The following is a 17288-nucleotide window of genomic DNA, read 5'->3' on the forward strand; positions in this document are numbered from 1 at the left end:
ATAGGTTATATTTGTATTGAAATGATTAAGAAAATTAACGATATCAGCTTTCTTCCCAGATGGATAATTTTATTAATCGACTTACTTTTGTTGATGTTTGCCATTGTGGTGGCCTACTTTTTAAGGTTTAATTTTAATGTTGCCGAAGTACTGGCTTTCAAATTCACAGAAGGTTTAGTTCTTTTCTTAATCTGCCACTTAATTGCAATATTTCTGACTCAAAGTTATGCAGGTATAATCCGCTATACTTCAATTGAAGATGGTTTAAGAATCTCATACACAACTTTTATTGGTACTTTATTAATAGCAATTGTTAGCTACCTTAATTACTGGTATACCGGAAGTGTTATTATTCCGCTTTCAGTATTGATAATAAGCTTCATTTTTTCTGTGGTTATTTTATTTTCTTACCGCGTACTGGTTAAAAATCTTTTTGCATATTATCGTGATGCAGTTCGTCACCGAAAAAATGTGATGATTTTTGGTGCAGGGCAATATGGTATTATTACAAAACAAGTAATTGACGCCGATCCAAATGCCAGAATGCGAGTGGTTGGTTTTGTCGATGATGACTTGAAGAAAGTTGGGAAGGTTATAAACGGAGCGCCCATTTATGATGCGGGTTATAATCTTGATGCTATCCTAAAAAAATATCATATTCACGAAATTGTTATTGCTATCGCAAATCTCTCGGTTGAACGAAAGAACGAATTGGTAGATTATTGCTTAAAAGCACATGTAAAGGTAAGAACTGTGCCTTCCCCAGATAAATGGGTAAATGGAGAATTAAGTATGAATCAGATTAAAGAGGTTCGTATTGAAGATTTACTGGGGAGGGAATCCATTAAGTTAGAAAATCCCAAAGTGTCTGAAAATATTGGTGGTAAAACAGTGTTGATCACCGGTGCTGCAGGCTCTATTGGTTCTGAAATCGCTAAACAAATCCTAAAAGTAAAACCAAAAAAGCTGATACTATTAGATCAAGCAGAGTCTTTCTTGTATGCAATAGATATTGAGCTCACAAATCTTGACGATAATCAAGAAATTGAGATCGTTCCTGTGATTATGGATGTAGCGAATAAAAGGAGATTAGAGATTGTTTTTGATAAATACCGCCCTGATGTCGTTTATCATGCTGCAGCTTATAAACATGTTCCACTAATGGAGATGCATCCTTTTGAAGCGGTGGCTACTAACGTTTATGGTACAAAAAACCTTGCAGACCTTTCCGTCCAATATAATGTAAAGAAATTCGTGATGGTTTCTACAGATAAAGCTGTGAATCCAACCAATGTAATGGGTGCTACAAAGAGACTTGCTGAAATTTATGTTCAGTCGTTGAATGATTCCAATTCGCATGATGTCAAGAATAATACTCAATTTATTACAACACGTTTTGGCAATGTGCTAGGATCCAATGGATCAGTGATTCCGTTATTTAAAAAGCAAATTGAAAAAGGTGGCCCGCTTACGGTTACGCATCCTGATGTAACCCGTTATTTTATGACTATACCTGAAGCTTGTCAATTAGTGATAGAAGCCGGTATCATGGGGTTTGGTGGGGAAATCTTTGTTTTTGATATGGGTAAATCCATTAAGATAATTGATTTGGCAAAAAAGATGATCAGGCTCTCGGGTTACGAAGTAGATTTAGATATTAAAATAGTTTTTACAGGTCTTCGCGAAGGTGAAAAATTGTTTGAAGAATTGCTAGGTGATAAGGAAACTACCTTACCAACTCACCACGAAAAGATATTGATTGCTAAAACAGAAAGAATGGCGCATGAAACTATTATTAAGGAATTGCAAAAACTTAATGATCTAATGAATGATGAAAATGAATTGGGAATGATTATGCAAATGAAAAACATACTTCCTGAATTCGTAAGCCATGCTTCGCGTTTTGAAGCTTTAGATCAGGAGTTAGCAAGTGAAAGAAAACGTAAGTGGAGTATCACCAGAAAAATTAGTTAAAGGTATTACTTTTTGCTTTTAATCTCTATCAAGCCTTCCTGATACTCATGAAATTTCTTCATCACGTATCTAATAGACCGATAGGTAGTCAAAAGAACAGTTCGTAATTCTACCTTATTCACCCAAATTACCTTTTCGATACCTTCCTCTTTTTGCGGCTTCATTTTTTTATCTTCCTGCAAAGTCATGTGATACCAACTTGTTTTTTTGAGGTGATTTTTTCCGTTTCTGGTATAAGTATGCCAGGTTTTGCATACCCTAGGGCCCAAGGCTACTTTCACATTGCATTCTTCTTCAACTTCTCTAACAGCTGCGGCTTCTACTTTTTCTTTCTTCTCAAGCTTTCCTTTCGGTAAGTCCCATTTTTTTAATCTATATATAAAGAGATACTTATCTTTTTTGGTCACAATACCTCCGGCAGCCGCAACAATTTTAAATTCTTTTTTAAAGCCCTTAGCTACTTTTTCATAATCGTAAACCTTGCAAGTTAGAGAGTCTAGCTTTTTGTTCTTGTCAGCAGATAAAAATTTATAAAACTCTAGTATATCAGCTAAACTACCTTTTCTGATCAGTACATCATCAATTAGATTATCAAATCGAATTTTTTCTTTTTCCGCATCAATAATAAGGTCATAATGCTCCCGGTCAATTACTTTGTCCATTGGAATTATGTAGAGCGGAACATCATTTATAAAAACTTTCATAAAATTGGTTTTGAGCAATGCAATTAAAAGAATAATTCAGAATGTGCCAATTAATACTTTAGAATTTAAAATGGAATTTGAGGAAATGCTCTTTGTTCAAGCTACCAACCAAAACATAATCTTGAAGTGAAAAATAGAAGCGAAAGAAATACTTTTTGATATGCATGACTATTTTAAATATAAGACCTAATTTCGCTTTATGGAATGAGCAAAATTGCAATTACTTTAGTCCAATTTTTAAAAGTCAAGTCGATTGGCGAATTTCATAGCACCATCATAAATAATTTGTACTCGTGAATTACCTTTCAGTAGAAAACATTACCAAAAGCTTTGGAGAAAGAGTATTGTTTGAAAACATTTCTTTTGGTTTAGCGCAAGGCGAAAAAGTAGCTTTAGTCGGCATCAATGGATCCGGGAAGTCCACTCTTTTAAAGATCTTAATGGGAGAGGAAATGCCAGATTCTGGAAATTTGAGCTTCCGAAATGAGATCAAAGTTGGATTTCTTTCACAGAATCCGCAATTTCAGGCTGGTCAAAATGCTATGCAAGCTATTTTTAGCTCCGATCACGAGTCACTCAATATCATAAAAGAATATGAGCGATTAGCAGAAAATCCGGATATGAATGATAAAGAGCAAAATCGATTTCAAGAATTGATGGAAAAAATGGAAGCACATCAACTTTGGGATTATGAAAGTCAGGTTCAACAAATACTTGGGCAATTAGGAATCGATGATATAAAGCAATCAGTCGAACATATGTCGGGTGGCCAGAAAAAAAGGGTTGCTTTAGCAGCCCAATTGATTGTTAAGCCAGACGTCTTGATATTGGATGAGCCTACTAACCACCTAGACATTGATGTTATCGAGTGGCTCGAAAATTACTTAGCTACTCAGAATATGACCTTATTAATGGTAACTCATGATCGCTATTTTTTAGATAGAGTTTGTAATGGTATTTTGGAAATCGATCGTCAACAGATTTTTAAGTACAAGGGTAACTATGAAGAATTTCTTGTTAAAAAGGAAGAAAGAGAATCAATTGAGCAACTGGAAGTAGATAAGGCTAGAAATCTTATGAAGAAAGAGCAAGAATGGATGCGGAGAATGCCGAAAGCTCGAGGAACTAAAGCTAAATATAGAGTAGATGCTTTTCAGGATCTGAAGGATAAAGCCTCTAAAAATCTTAAAAAGGATCAAGTTGAATTAGAAGTCTCTCAAAAGAGAATGGGAGGTAAGATATTAGAATTGAAAAAAGTTTCTAAAGGCTTTGCTGATAAAAAGCTATTTGAAGATTTTAGCTATACATTTAAAAAAGGTGATCGAATTGGAATTGTAGGACAAAATGGAACTGGAAAGAGTACTTTCTTAAATATAGTTACAGGTAAAATAAGATCCGATTCAGGGGAATTAGATTTAGGGGTTAATACGGAGTTTGGTTACTATAAGCAGCAAGAGATTCAATTTGACGATAACAAGAAGGTAATAGATGTTGTGCTGGAAATTGCTGAGCATTTTAAATTGCCTGATGGGAATGAAATAACAGCCGCTCAGTTTTTAAACAAATTCCTTTTCCCTCCTAAGCAGCAGCATGATTTTGTGCATAAATTGAGTGGCGGAGAGAAAAGAAGATTGCAGTTATTATTGGTATTAATTAAGAATCCGAATTTCTTGATTTTAGATGAGCCGACAAATGACCTGGATTTACAGACACTCTCTATATTAGAAGATTTCCTCGATAGATTTCAAGGTTGTTTGATAATAGTCTCTCACGATAGGTATTTTATGGATAATCTAACGGAGCAGTTATTCCTATTTGAAGGAGATAATCAGATTAAGATTTTTAACGGTAATTACACCCACTATCGAACAACTAAGGATGAAAGTCCAAAGGCGAAACCTGAAAAGAGTAAAGAGTCCACTAATAAAGAAAAGGCTAAGTCAGAAGAGAAGCAGAAATTAAGCTATAAAGAGAAAAGAGAGTTAGAATCAATAGACAGTAAAATCCCCAAACTAAATAAGCAAAAAGAAGAACTGGAAAGGAAGTTAGCAAGTGGAGATGGAGAGGCAGAGGACTTTACTAAATGGGGAAAGGAATTGAATAACCTTAATCTCGAAATAGAAGAATTAGAAATGCGTTGGCTAGAGTTGAGTGAACTAGACGCTTAATTTTTCTAAACATGTGATTATTAACATATTGAGTATTTATCTGCGTCCTTGGCTAAATAGGGAAGCTTATTTGAAGATTCTTTTTTGATATTTTTACCTATCTCTAGTTTTCTTTTGAAAATCATTACCTATATTTGCATCCCGTTAAGGAAATGCCTTAACAATTTCTTTTGAAATGCCTTGGTGGCGGAATTGGTAGACGCGTTGGTCTCAAACACCAATGGGGTAACACCCGTGCCGGTTCGACTCCGGCCCAAGGTACGCATAGCCCTGTTAATCACTTGATTTTCAGGGCTTTTTTGTTTTATAGGTGGCAGAATAGGTGGCAAAATTTATTTTTCCTTCTTTTCTCCCTTTGCGGAATCAATTAACAAATTTAACCCAAAACAGGAAAAGTGCGATACAATCTAAAAATTAACTGTGTACTAAAAGTTTGATGCCTTTTGTATTCTTTCGAAGCATTTAATGTCAATTAAGCCAAAATGCTAGTTCATATAAGATTGATGCTGTACTAAAATGAATTTTTCTATGCCTTTCGCATCTCTCTGTAACAAGAAACCAAACTCATAGCAGAATAAATAGACTTGCTTGTTGCTATTTTTCCAGTAATGAGTGAAGTATTTGGGGTCAAATCCATGCTGAAAAAGATCAGAAGATTTTACTGTCGCCTTTCCTGCTCGATTATAGTTTTTCAGAATCCTTCTATTGAGCTTAAGCTGTTTATCGATCTTCTTGAACAAGCTCGATTCTTTTTCCTTATTTCTTTGATAGTGAAAATTAGATTTGCAATAAGCACTACAAAACTTCTTGCCTTCCCTGCCCATTACTTCTTCACCACAATTCGGACATTCTTTCATAACCATAGATTTAAACGTTTATTAAACGTTTAAATCTATGGTTAATTTTGGAAAACTTAAAATTAGCGTCAGTATTTGCATTAAAAAAGAAGTTATGGCATTCGAAAAACAAATAACGCTCAAGCATTTGCTGATCAGTAATGAAAAGAAAATTTGGATTCAATTCTATCCTGACAAGGTTATTCAGGCTTTGATTAAATCACTATCTGGTATTAAATGGAGTGAAAAATACCAAATGGTGTACCTACCGAATACACAACAGAACTTTTATACCGTAATAAAGACCTTTAAAGGTGTAGCTTGGGTAAATATGAAGTATTTCGCTCCAAACAAACCGGTCAACACTTATGGAGAGGAGTTAAAAATTGATGATTTAAGACAGAAATACCCTAAAATACCCGAGGCATACTTTCAGAAATTAGAACTGAAACGGTATGCATTAAAAACATCTAAAACTTACTGCATATGTTTTGATAAATTTCTCCGACACTTTCCAAAAAGAGACCCAATTGAAATTCAGGAACATGATATTAAGGCATTTATCCAGAGACTGATACAAAATGGATTATCTAATTCCTCTGTAAACCAGTCAATTAATAGTATTAAATTCTATTACGAAATAGTTCTTGGTATGCCTAACAGGTTTTATGATGTTGAAAGACCGATAAAAGAAGAAAAACTTCCAGAAATACTAAGCAAAGAGGAAGTGCAGGAAATGATTAATAGAACTTATAATTTAAAACATCAATGTATTATCAGTTTACTTTACTCCGCTGGTTTAAGAAGAGGAGAATTACTTAATTTAAAGATCTCGGATATTGATAGTAAAAGAATGACTGTCAGAATTGAACAAGCAAAAGGAAAAAAAGATCGCTATAGCATATTAAGTGAAAGGCTATTACTTAAATTAAGATTATATTTCAAAGAATACAGGCCAAAAGAATATCTATTTGAAGGAAAAGAATACCATTGTTACAGCGCAAGTAGTGTCGTTAAAATTGTTAGAAAAGCTGCAAGGCAAGCTAAAATAAATAAAAATGTAAAACCACATACGCTTAGGCATTCATTCGCCACCCATCTTTTAGAAGCAGGAACTGATTTGCGATACATTCAACTATTGCTAGGCCACAATTCAACTAAAACCACAGAAATATATACTCACGTAGCCACAAATACTTTTAAAACTATTAAAAATCCCTTAGATTGCTGAAAAATATAAACTGAATAAGTGTACCCCGAGGTACACTTAGCGAATCGTTAGCTGTCATTTAATCAACCATGCTCAATAGAATTCTAATATCATCTCTTATAGCCATAAGTCTAAGTTGCGTTTCAAAACAATCCAATGAATACAAACTAGAACAATTGAGCATTCGACCTTTCATTAAAGATTCAATCAAATCATTTCTCGATGATCAATATGAATTTACAAGCCGTAGCATTGGTGAATTTGGAACTAAATCAGAACAGTACGAAAGAATTAAATGGTTAATATCCCAGATGAGTGAAAAAGAATTCATCGAACTTATTGAAACTGATCATAGTCTTTTGAAAACGCTAGGATTCCTTGGCTTATATCGCACTGGAAGTGATAAGACCTCCAAATACTTGATCCCTATCTTATCTGACACCTCAAGCTATGTTCAAAGTACTTCGGGATGTATGACAAATACTATTTCAATACCTGAATTCATACTAATAGAAAATTTCTCTTACCCAAAAATTTCTAATCCATTCATTGACAAACATGTGCACACAATTGATAGTCTTATCATCAAATATGACCTTAATGTCAGAACAAAATTAACAGACAGCTAACATCACATAAAACCCATTTGCTCCGCACCTTGTAGCAAAGTTAGCAGTAACTAGCCAGCAATTTATGTTTTCACTTTGTGGCAGCTTCATCAACGGAGGACGGAGCATTGTAGGGCTCAACTTGCCTTTAAAGTATTTCCGTCAACTCAAGTGTTTGCCATCATCGGGCGGACTGGTTTTTACCGACCCACTGGACCTACCGTTGGTGGACAGCATCACTTTAATCAACATACTGCCTTGGTGGAAACCGCATAAATTGCTTAGTTTAGCTTTTCATAGCTTACATTGGCAAACAGGTTTTATGTAGGCGTTATTTACAATTTAAGCGGAACATATACATTGCTTTGGTAAATAAACTAAAAGAATTCATAAAAACTCCAATCAAAATTATGAGAACTCATATAAATAAAGTCATTCAACTGTTTCCATTTTTACTTTTAATATTTTTTAGTGCTTGTAAGAACCAAACATCTGAAAATGGTAATCAATCATTTGAATGGGCAATAGAATCACCTGAAAATTCAGGTATTGATGAAAAAATATTAAATTCCTTAGTCGGTAAAATTAAAGATTCTACTCTTTATGGAGTGGATGCAATAATCTTGGTCAAGAACAAAAAAATAGTATTTGAAAAATACTTTAATGGATTTGAAGCTGACAGTTTACATAATGTAACTTCTGTTGGCAAAAGTATCACTTCAGCCTTGGTAGGAATATCAATCGAAAAAGGATATATCAAAAATAAGAACGAACAAATAATACAGCATTTTAGAGAGGATTATAAAATTGAAAATTTAAGTCTTGAAAAAGAAAATATTCAAATTCATCACTTATTAACTATGTCTGCAGGCTGGGACTGCGATGATTGGGATGAAAACTCAGTAGGGAATACAATGCATTTCCCTAATGTCCCTGATGACTTTGCATTTACCTTAAATCTTCCGATGATAAAACCTAATGGGGAAGATTTTTCCTATTGTTCAGGGGGAGCTAATCTTTTAGGAGAGATTATTCGTAGGAAATCGCAGTTAGGCTTAAAAGATTTTGCAAATAAATATCTATTTAATAAGATTGGAGTCACAGAAAATGAATGGTTTATTGCTCCAAAGACCACACCTTACGAATTTGCAGGGGGTGGTAATTTATTAAAACCTAGAGACCTAGCTCGCTTTGGTTTACTATATCTTAATGATGGTATTTGGGAAGGAGAACAAATAATTCCAAAGGATTGGATATCAGAAAGTACCTCTAGACAAATTGAGACAAGTGAAGATGGAGATTATGGATATTTTTGGTGGGTAAAAGAATATAATTATAATAATAAAATATTAAAAGGCTTTGAAGCTTCTGGAAACGGAGGGAATAAATTGGTCGTAATCCCTGAACATAATATTGTTATTATCCTAACAGGAAGTGCTTATGGAAGCGAGTACGTTGAAGGCGAGCAGGCAAAAAAAATAATAGAGGATTTCCTCTTACCTTCCTTAATAGAATAGATAAAAGTAAATAACATTATGTATGAAATCATAGCCACGCAAGGCAAACGCACAGACAAAGCTACGATTCATACATTAAACGTTATGGGCAATAAAATTAGAGGAGATATGAGCCAAGAAGAATCTAGTAAGGAACCACAGAATTCAGAACTATCCTCTGTAGAAGCAGAAGATATTCTATCATATATAGACGGAATTCCGTTACCACCAGCCATAAAGAAAAGCCTATGGAAATCACTTGGAAGGCTAATAACAGGGTTAGTAGATGTTCCAGTTGCTTATTTAGAAGCTAAAGTTCAAAAAATAAAAAGCGAAGCTGATGGCTTAAGTTTAGTAACATCAGAGGCAGCAAAATCTGCTTCTAAAGAATTTGGAGTTGATAGAGAATTGGTAAATCGGTCAGTTAATTTTTTCGGTGCAAAACTCTTAAGAGAACAGATTAATAGAGAATCTATTATGGAACAAGCTACTGAAGATTTAAAAAATGATCCTCCAAAAGAAGATTCTAAGGAAGAAATTGATGAAGATTGGCTTGAAATGTTTTCAAGAATTGCTGAGACTAAATCTAGTAAAGACGTTCAATTATTCTTATCTAAAATTCTTGCAGGAGAGATAAGAAAACCTGGATCATTTGGTGCTAAAACTATTCAGACCTTATCCACACTCGATCAGCGAACTGCTCAGCAATTTATGAAATTCTGCAATGTCAGCTTTGAATTACCCCAACTTGGAAATTCGATGACTTGTGTAATAAGTGAGCCATTTGGTAATCCCGCTAGCAATGGACTTCAAACTTTAGGACTTTCATACGATGTACTCACACAGCTTCAAGATGCAGGGCTTGTCAAACATGACTTTACCTCATACAGAACTTTGCCCCCTCTAATGTTCTCCATGCCTCATGTGATTGGAACAACCAAACTAAGCTTTAAACCAACCGCACTGACTCCTAGAGAGACTGTGAGAATAAAGGTTTTAAATTTTACATCTGTCGGATTAGAGTTAAGTCAAGTACTTCATAAATCCTCAAATCCTGTATATGTGGAGAAGTATTCTACATGGATCAAGGATAAATTTAAATTAGAATAAAGCCCATAACATCCTGTATAAATCATGGCTGTTCAGTGCGTAACGAAACTATGGCTCTTTGTAGATAGCCCGTCAATCCACAGGATTGACTTATTAGTGAAAAATTAATTTAATAACCCAACTGCGGATTGCCTCGGTAGTTAACTCAAATTTTTATACTTTTAATCAGCCACGAATTTATACAGTGGCGTTGTGTGGCATTAAAAAGACCGTGCCTGAGTTCAAGATTTAATATAACTAATAAAAAATATTTACATGCCTAATTATCCTCAGAGAAATGAAAACCATGTGTTAGAGAATAGGTCTCGAAACTTTTTAAGGAGATATCTTCCTCAAGAATGGACTTCCCAAGATGTTGAGTACGACTATGGGCAAGATATGCTAATTGAAATATCAGAAAATGGAGAAATGAGAGGTCTAGGATTGATTATCCAATTAAAAGCCTCACATACAGCTAATGTAAATCCTGAATTTGAAACACTGATTTTAAGACAACAGACGTATAATTATCTATGGGATAGACTTGAAGTTGTACTTTTAGTTAAATATGTACAAGAAGAAAATGAAGCTTATTACAAGTTGCTAAGTGAAGTTCAACCTCCCGAAAATCCAGACCAAGAAAACTTTACGATAAGAATCCCCAAAACTAATACAATTTCAACACTGGATTGGAATGTTATAGTAAATTATGTTAGGGAGATTACAGATTTGAAATTAAATGCAGTTAGAAATAGAAGACGATAATACAAAACATGGTAAATCACGAAAAACCTCAAAACAAAATAATTCAGTTTTGGCAACGTAATATTGTCCGAATATTATTTGCTGTTTCTTTGATTTTTAGTGTTGTATATAGGACAATATTAATAAATATCGAGGAAGCTTTTCCTTTCGCTTTTGAGTTGGGAGAAATAACATATTATACAGCTCTTGCAGTATTTGCATCTTGCATTTTTTATTACTTCATAGTCCATCTAAAAGAGAAGTCTGATAAGAGAAAAATCAAACAACTTGTGAATATGAGGTTAGAGCAAATTGAAATGATGAAAGGAATAATATTCAAGGATATAATATCTCAATCACAAGTGCAGGACAAAAAACAGGAATTTCCTAAATCAATTGAAGACTTAAAGGAAATTCTAAAAGGAATGAAGTTAACAGCAAGACCGCCAAGATATTTTGCAGGCTCTCAGCTTGTTGAAGTTAAAGATTGGTATACTTATTTTGAGTACAATTTTCATTATGACAAACATAACATAGAGATACTTCAAAAGCATATTACATTTTTGAATTCAGAAACGGTTCAGATGTTACATGACTTATCTTCCTGTATGTTTATTACAGCAATTCACCAATATGACCGAGAAAAGGGAACTAATGATTACGCTGATAAGTTTGAAAACCTAGCAGGTCCATTATACGATTATTTAACTAAGCTCGGGAATTTTAAAAAGGATTGCTGGCTATAAAATAACGCCACACAACAATAAATATACGTAATGCGGGGCGATTTGGTAAATTTGAACTTTAAAGCAATTAATAAACAATGTAGCGGTTTGATGCTGAAGTGTCTTGAAATCCCGCACTACGCATATTCGAGCCGTTGGGCATAATACAGATACATCCAAGAAATAAAATGAAACTCATAGATACCATAAAGTGAAACATTTAGTAAATTGATTCAGTGATAAAATCTGTTATCTCCATGTATTTTAGTAGATTAATTTCGTACACTTCCAAATGGTATCACACGTTTTTAGTAGGCTTTATATTGGCAACAATGGTTGTAGTCGTTTTAATTTTTCTCCAACCATTTGATATATACGGAAATGAAATAGCCTACAAAAACATAAAGATGATCGGCTATGGAATTTGTATCGTCCTTCCAATATTGCTTATTCATGTTTTAGAAGAGCTTTGGTTTAAGCGCACCGATGGAAAATGGCATGTTTATCAAGAGCTATTTATATTAATTTTAGGCTTTTTGTTAATTTCAATCACCTCCTACATCTACAATGTGACAGTGGTCAATAACCACACTATAGAATCAAGCCAAGTTTTTTACTGGGTGAAGGATTTTGGCTTACCCTTTATTCCTATTTTTTTTCCTTTCTGGGTGTATCTCCGATTTAGGTTTAGTAAAATTACTCTTCCATTCTTTCTTGATAAAAATACAAAATCGATTTTAATTGCAGGGAATAACCAGAATGAAGTAATAGAATTCCTTGAAAGGGATTTTATTATGGCGAAAGCACAAGCTAACTATGTAGACATTTACTATATAAAGAATGAATTGCTGAAAAAGAAAATGATCAGATCAAAATTTGCTAATCTAAAAAATAAAATTCCATTTGCAGAACAAGTCCATAGGTCGTACTTAGTTAATCCTTCACAAATTACCCAAATATACGGCAATACTCGTAAAGGCCACATTACCATAAAAAAAATTGAGGAAGAGGTTCCAGTATCACCAAAATACTTTTCAGCGATAAAAAAGTATCTTCAAGATCATTCTTAAAATTCTTGCTTCTACAGTAAGGTTCAAAGTTATCCCAAATGCTTCAAACCTGTCACAAAGTTTTTTTCATAAAGAATCTGTTCCCGTTCTTTGCCAGAATATTATTGAAATCAAATTAAAGAAATGAATAAAAAACTCAAAATTTTAGCAATTGTAGGCGTCTTCATTGTCACCCTTTTATTTACAGGCTGGCAGGTCTTTAATTACTATTGGAGAACTCGAGGTACGATCAATACATTTCATAGTTTTAGTGAACCTGATACTATAAGCTATACAGATATTAGATGGGTTGAGGACTCATATGGGCCTCTTAAAACCAATATAGGTGCATTTTTCGTAAAGGTGAAGTTAAATGGAATTGACGATTCTTTTTACATGCAATTTGACACAGGAACGTCTCAAAGTTTATTGTATGGAAAGACCTTAAATACATTGAAGCAAAAATACCCTTCTTTTGAACCTGTAAAGAGTCAGTCTGGTAGCTCTTGGTTAGAATCACCGAACTTAGTAATTGGTAAACTTAGTTTTGATGCGGAAAAAATACTCGCACTTGATGACCTTGGCAGTGATGAAATAGATTCTTCATTCATTATAATTGGTACGATTGGTTTTGACGCTATTGTTGGGAGAAAGCTGATACTTGATTTTAAAAACAATCGGCTGACTATTACAAATAAAGACATAAATAATTTAGGTTTTTCATTTACTGAAGTTGCCGGAGCAAGCATAGACCGTTTTCCTATATTAATTCCTGCGGTTGTAAATGAGAACAAGGTTCAACTATCGTATGATACTGGGTCAAGCATGTTTCCATTAGTAGTTGATAATCAGAAACTAATAGGTTTGAAAAACGCAGAACCAATAGATACTCTATGCTGTGTAACCAGCTGGGGGAAATCTTTTAATTTTTATAGAAGAAAATTAAATACATCTATCAAGATAGGAGAACTGACAGAAGAAAAACCTTACGTATATTCCTCCAATGCTATGGAGCAATACAGTATCTTTCCTAGCTGGTTAATGATGGGGCTGACAGGCAATCAAATGTTTTTGAATAAAGTAATTTTGGTAGATACAGAAAATAATATCTTTGGAATAAACAATTGATATAAACTATGCCCAACACTAAATATAGGTCATTGGGCAGATAGTAGTAAAATCGAAAATGATTACATTTAAGAAAATATGTAGGCAATCGGTAGTTTGTAGCCTCGAAATGCCCAACGCTCTATATTCTTAACGTTGTGGTGCATTAGAAACCTGCCTTAGCGAGCATTAATTAAAACGAAATGGGAGCAATTTCTGAATTTTACATTTCTAATTATCCGGTATTTACTACCAGTAAGAGTTACTACCAAGAAGTAGTGAACCTTATATTCTTAAGTTCTGACTTTCACGTATTCGAACGGTCTTTATCAGAAAGAAATCAACTGACATGGGGAGATAGTTATAAACATGAATATGAGCTTGAAGAAGTAAAAGCCTTTTGCTCAACTGCAAAAATTTGTAAAGAGCGATTAGAATTATTTGGAGCTTCATATGAGAAAGCTAAAGCTAATTTTGAAAATGTTATTGAATCATTAAAGGAGGATGAAATTTATGATTTTCTATTATCTGAAGAAATAACTTATGAGAGCTATTTAGAAAACATCAAGGAAATAATCACCTCAAAACTAAAAACTTCATCTTTTGATCTCAACTCTTACAAAAGCTTTAAAGATTACCTTCAAGAATATGAACTCGTAATTGAAGATCAAAATATTGCTTTAAGTTTATGGTCAATTTTGCATGTTGTTGAACCTGAAGCAAAGGTTGAATACAATTTAACAGATATTATTGAAAGCGGTTGGACGGTAGATTGCCCAAGTAAATCAGTTCAAACTGAGAAGATAATAGTATTAACGGAGGGTAAAACGGATACTGAATTTTTGAAAGCTGGTCTTAACAAGTTTTTCCCACAATTAGAAGGTTATTACCATTTTATGGATTTTGAAACTTCTAGATATGAGGCTAATGCTTCAAGGTTGGTTCATTCGATTAAATCATTTGTTGGATCAGGAATAAAAAATCGAATCATTGCAATATTTGATAATGACTCTGCAGCAAAAAAAGAAATTAATAACTTAAAAAAAGTACAACTTCCAGATAACATTAGAGTACTACAATATCCTAATATAGATTTAGCAAAAGAATATCCAACTATTGGTCCAACAGGAATTCAAAACATGGATATTAATGGATTAGCAGGTAGTATTGAAATGTATTTAGGTAGAGACTGCTTAATCGAAGATGAGAAATTCATTCCAATACAGTGGACAGGATACATGGAAACCATAGATAAATATCAAGGTGTTGTTTTACAGAAAGAACATATTCAAAAAAGATTTAGAAAAAAGGTAAAGGAATTTCACTCAGTTGAAACAGTGGCTGATAATTGGAAAGAACTAATTTCGATAATTGAGCTAATGAACAATACATGGCAATAAGAACGACACCACAACATTCTGTATAAATTATGGCTTTTAGTAGGTTATTGATACTTTAGGTCTTTGTAGATTACCTCGGTAGTAAACTTAAATTTTAGTACTTTTAATCTGCCACAAATTTATACAGTGGCGTTGGCGATCATCCGTGGTGCTGAGTCTGGGACTTCATGAAATTATTGAGGTTGGCAAGTTTGCAGTAGTAGCAATTGCGAATTTCATCATGCTTACTGAACTTAGCTTTTAACTATTATTCTAAAACATCGAAAAGAGAAAAGACGAGGAAGTTAACGACTAGGCATTATACTTTTTAAATTAAGACACTTAAATTACAGTTTTAGCAAAATGACCAGAAAAATGAAGAATATATTTACCTATATAATTATTTCAGTTTCATTGTTTATGTCCTCATGCGATACTGCAGGACTTTCAGAAGTCCCAATGGAACAATTTATTGGTACATGGTCATTACAAGGTCGTGGAATGTTTGAGGGAATGGAAATTGAAATCACAAAAGAGGACGAACTATTAATTGGAAGAGTGAGCAAGTTAAATGACAATAAATATATCCAGTTATTCTCCGTAAATAATGACGTATGGGTCAGCGAAATAAGTAGAAGATCCAATTATCAGTTTCGCTTGACTGAAAAAAAGATTGCAAGAGAACTTTTTGCCTTATACGGACTGTCATCTTCTAATGAGTTTAAAGTCGAATTTATAGATAAGGATACTATTGGACTTTCAGAAGAAGGAAAAGATCCGAAAAATGCAACAATTCGTTACGTGCGAATAAAATGACGATCGCCAACATTCTGTCATAAATCATGGCTGTTAGTAGGTTATTGTTCTTTCAGTTCGTTGCAGAAAGCCCGCCAATCCGCAGGATTGCCTTATTGATGAAAATTAATTTAATAAGCCAATCCTGCGGATTGCCTCGGTAGTTAACTGAAATTTTTATACTTTTAATCAGCCACGAATTTATACAGTTGCGTTAGCAAAAATTGAATCCACCCTAACCAATGTAACATTACCAAAAATAATATGAAGCATCTAATAATCTTATTATTCCTAGTGATTACGCTTTATCCTTTAACCGCTCAGGATATTAAAATTGGACCAAGACCTCAAGAACCAACAGAGCCATACCCTTATTTTTCAGAGGATATAATGTTTCAAAATAAAGAAGCAAATATTACATTATCTGGTACATTAACTCTACCTAATGGCCAAACTGATTTTCCAATAGTGGTTTTAATATCTGGGAGCAGCGCGCATAATAGAAATCAAGAAGTAGCAGGACATAAACCATTTTTAGTAATCGCTGACTACCTAACCTCAAACGGAATTGGTGTTTTGAGGTATGATGACAGAGGTGTTGGGCAGTCAGAAGGAGAATATGAAATCGCTGCTTACGCTGAAATAGCAAGTGATGTAGAAAGCGCAGTTGCCTACTTGAAGTCTAGAAAAGACGTCAATTCAAAGAAAATTGGTCTGATTGGTCATAGTGGAGGTGGATTGATAGCTCCATTAGTTGCTTCCCGAAGAAAGGATATAAGTTTTATCGTGATGATGGCTGCCCCAGCCATCCCTGGATATGAGCTGATTTTACTACAGACAGAAACCCTTAATAAAGCCAAAGGAATTAGCGATGATAAAACACAAGTCGAATTAGCCTTTTATGAAAGCATTTTTAGTGCTGTTATTGAATCCAGTGATTTAGATGAGACCAGATCTGACCTTTCAGCATCTTTTAAAGCTCAACCAGAGAGTTTACCTGAAGAAGTGAAAGTTGAGGACGTAAATAAAATTCTTCAGATATTTACGGCTGCATGGTTTCAAAATTTTCTCCAGTATGATCCAAGTGTCGCTTTGGAGCAGGTTGACTGTCCCGTTTTGGCAATAAATGGAGCAAAAGATCTGCAAATTCCAGGAGAAGAAAACTTAGATGCCATAAAATTGGCCTTAGATAAAGGAGGAAACGATATGGTGACGATCAAAAAAATGCCGAAACTGAACCATTTATTTCAAGAAGCTGACACGGGGTTGCCAGATGAGTATTCAACCATCGAACAGACTTTCTCACCGCTTGCATTAGAGGAAATTGAAGCTTGGATAAAGCTACAGACTAAAGAGTAAAGTAGTTTTGCTAACACTAAATATAGGTCATTGGGCAGATAGTGC

The 17288-nt window shown here is 34.0% G+C and carries 15 protein-coding genes and 1 tRNA gene; 14 read left to right on the forward strand and 2 right to left on the reverse strand.

Translation table 11 applies throughout. The features are described from left to right. Positions 1–21 precede the first annotated feature (21 nt). Positions 22–1974, forward strand: coding sequence for a polysaccharide biosynthesis protein (locus tag B9Y84_RS17515; RefSeq protein ID WP_085518691.1), 1953 nt, complete (start codon positions 22–24; stop codon positions 1972–1974). 5 nt (positions 1975–1979) lie between these two features. On the opposite strand, the gene B9Y84_RS17520 is transcribed toward B9Y84_RS17515, so the two are convergent. Further along, positions 1980–2678: an NUDIX hydrolase gene (locus tag B9Y84_RS17520; protein ID WP_085518692.1), complete on the reverse strand. Its 699-nt coding sequence runs from the start codon at positions 2676–2678 to the stop codon at positions 1980–1982. 293 nt (positions 2679–2971) lie between these two features. Between B9Y84_RS17520 and B9Y84_RS17525 the strand changes: the two genes are divergently transcribed. Together B9Y84_RS17525 and B9Y84_RS17530 are read left to right on the forward strand one after the other, a co-directional pair. Beyond that, positions 2972–4846, forward strand: coding sequence for an ABC-F family ATP-binding cassette domain-containing protein (locus B9Y84_RS17525; protein ID WP_085518693.1), 1875 nt, complete (start codon positions 2972–2974; stop codon positions 4844–4846). Between the two features lie 177 nt (positions 4847–5023). After that, positions 5024–5107 (forward strand) — tRNA-Leu (locus tag B9Y84_RS17530). Positions 5108–5331: 224 nt separating this feature from the next. Here B9Y84_RS17530 and B9Y84_RS17535 read toward each other — a convergent pair. Further along, positions 5332–5703: a hypothetical protein gene (locus tag B9Y84_RS17535; RefSeq protein ID WP_085518748.1), complete on the reverse strand. Its 372-nt coding sequence runs from the start codon at positions 5701–5703 to the stop codon at positions 5332–5334. A 94-nt stretch (positions 5704–5797) separates the two neighbouring features. Here B9Y84_RS17535 and B9Y84_RS17540 point away from each other — a divergent pair, with 94 nt between their 5' ends. The 11 genes from B9Y84_RS17540 (at position 5798) to B9Y84_RS17590 (ending at position 17243) form a co-directional block, all read left to right on the forward strand. Then, positions 5798–6913 carry a tyrosine-type recombinase/integrase gene (locus tag B9Y84_RS17540; RefSeq protein ID WP_085518749.1) on the forward strand — a complete coding sequence of 372 codons (1116 nt, stop codon included), beginning with the start codon at positions 5798–5800 and terminating at the stop codon, positions 6911–6913. 68 nt (positions 6914–6981) lie between these two features. Next, positions 6982–7521: a hypothetical protein gene (locus B9Y84_RS17545; protein ID WP_085518694.1), complete on the forward strand. Its 540-nt coding sequence runs from the start codon at positions 6982–6984 to the stop codon at positions 7519–7521. Positions 7522–7910: 389 nt separating this feature from the next. Then, positions 7911–9017 carry a serine hydrolase domain-containing protein gene (locus tag B9Y84_RS17550; protein ID WP_139828081.1) on the forward strand — a complete coding sequence of 369 codons (1107 nt, stop codon included), beginning with the start codon at positions 7911–7913 and terminating at the stop codon, positions 9015–9017. 18 nt (positions 9018–9035) lie between these two features. Next, positions 9036–10106: a DUF2806 domain-containing protein gene (locus B9Y84_RS17555; protein WP_085518696.1), complete on the forward strand. Its 1071-nt coding sequence runs from the start codon at positions 9036–9038 to the stop codon at positions 10104–10106. Between the two features lie 255 nt (positions 10107–10361). Then, on the forward strand, positions 10362–10850 hold the full coding sequence (locus B9Y84_RS17560) for a DUF4365 domain-containing protein (RefSeq protein ID WP_085518697.1): 489 nt from the start codon (positions 10362–10364) through the stop codon (positions 10848–10850). A gap of 8 nt (positions 10851–10858) precedes the next feature. After that, the gene (locus B9Y84_RS17565) at positions 10859–11575 is read left to right on the forward strand and encodes a hypothetical protein (protein WP_085518698.1); all 717 of its coding nucleotides are present in this window, start codon (positions 10859–10861) and stop codon (positions 11573–11575) included. A 236-nt stretch (positions 11576–11811) separates the two neighbouring features. Continuing rightward, positions 11812–12624 carry a LytTR family DNA-binding domain-containing protein gene (locus B9Y84_RS17570; protein ID WP_085518699.1) on the forward strand — a complete coding sequence of 271 codons (813 nt, stop codon included), beginning with the start codon at positions 11812–11814 and terminating at the stop codon, positions 12622–12624. A 123-nt stretch (positions 12625–12747) separates the two neighbouring features. Continuing rightward, positions 12748–13731, forward strand: coding sequence for a hypothetical protein (locus B9Y84_RS17575; RefSeq protein WP_085518700.1), 984 nt, complete (start codon positions 12748–12750; stop codon positions 13729–13731). Positions 13732–13913: 182 nt separating this feature from the next. Then, positions 13914–15110 carry a HEPN/Toprim-associated domain-containing protein gene (locus B9Y84_RS17580; protein WP_085518701.1) on the forward strand — a complete coding sequence of 399 codons (1197 nt, stop codon included), beginning with the start codon at positions 13914–13916 and terminating at the stop codon, positions 15108–15110. 354 nt (positions 15111–15464) lie between these two features. After that, on the forward strand, positions 15465–15905 hold the full coding sequence (locus tag B9Y84_RS17585) for a hypothetical protein (protein WP_139828082.1): 441 nt from the start codon (positions 15465–15467) through the stop codon (positions 15903–15905). Positions 15906–16148: 243 nt separating this feature from the next. Then, complete coding sequence (locus B9Y84_RS17590) at positions 16149–17243, forward strand: alpha/beta hydrolase family protein (protein ID WP_085518703.1); 1095 nt, start codon at positions 16149–16151, stop codon at positions 17241–17243. Positions 17244–17288 lie beyond the last annotated feature (45 nt).

The organism is Marivirga sericea (genome assembly GCF_900177665.1).
Classification (GTDB): Bacteria; Bacteroidota; Bacteroidia; order Cytophagales; family Cyclobacteriaceae; genus Marivirga; species Marivirga sericea.

Excerpts from the sequence above, each read along its gene's own strand:
- B9Y84_RS17545 (WP_085518694.1), top strand. The coding sequence starts at position 6,982 with ATGCTCAATAGAATTCTAATATCATCTCTTATAGCCATAAGTCTAAGT.
- B9Y84_RS17535 (WP_085518748.1), bottom strand. The coding sequence starts at position 5,703 with ATGAAAGAATGTCCGAATTGTGGTGAAGAAGTAATGGGCAGGGAAGGC.
- B9Y84_RS17570 (WP_085518699.1), top strand. The coding sequence starts at position 11,812 with ATGTATTTTAGTAGATTAATTTCGTACACTTCCAAATGGTATCACACG.
- B9Y84_RS17580 (WP_085518701.1), top strand. The coding sequence starts at position 13,914 with ATGGGAGCAATTTCTGAATTTTACATTTCTAATTATCCGGTATTTACT.
- B9Y84_RS17520 (WP_085518692.1), bottom strand. The coding sequence starts at position 2,678 with ATGAAAGTTTTTATAAATGATGTTCCGCTCTACATAATTCCAATGGAC.
- B9Y84_RS17585 (WP_139828082.1), top strand. The coding sequence starts at position 15,465 with ATGAAGAATATATTTACCTATATAATTATTTCAGTTTCATTGTTTATG.
- B9Y84_RS17565 (WP_085518698.1), top strand. The coding sequence starts at position 10,859 with ATGGTAAATCACGAAAAACCTCAAAACAAAATAATTCAGTTTTGGCAA.
- B9Y84_RS17575 (WP_085518700.1), top strand. The coding sequence starts at position 12,748 with ATGAATAAAAAACTCAAAATTTTAGCAATTGTAGGCGTCTTCATTGTC.
- B9Y84_RS17560 (WP_085518697.1), top strand. The coding sequence starts at position 10,362 with ATGCCTAATTATCCTCAGAGAAATGAAAACCATGTGTTAGAGAATAGG.
- B9Y84_RS17540 (WP_085518749.1), top strand. The coding sequence starts at position 5,798 with ATGGCATTCGAAAAACAAATAACGCTCAAGCATTTGCTGATCAGTAAT.
- B9Y84_RS17515 (WP_085518691.1), top strand. The coding sequence starts at position 22 with ATGATTAAGAAAATTAACGATATCAGCTTTCTTCCCAGATGGATAATT.
- B9Y84_RS17590 (WP_085518703.1), top strand. The coding sequence starts at position 16,149 with ATGAAGCATCTAATAATCTTATTATTCCTAGTGATTACGCTTTATCCT.
- B9Y84_RS17550 (WP_139828081.1), top strand. The coding sequence starts at position 7,911 with ATGAGAACTCATATAAATAAAGTCATTCAACTGTTTCCATTTTTACTT.
- B9Y84_RS17555 (WP_085518696.1), top strand. The coding sequence starts at position 9,036 with ATGTATGAAATCATAGCCACGCAAGGCAAACGCACAGACAAAGCTACG.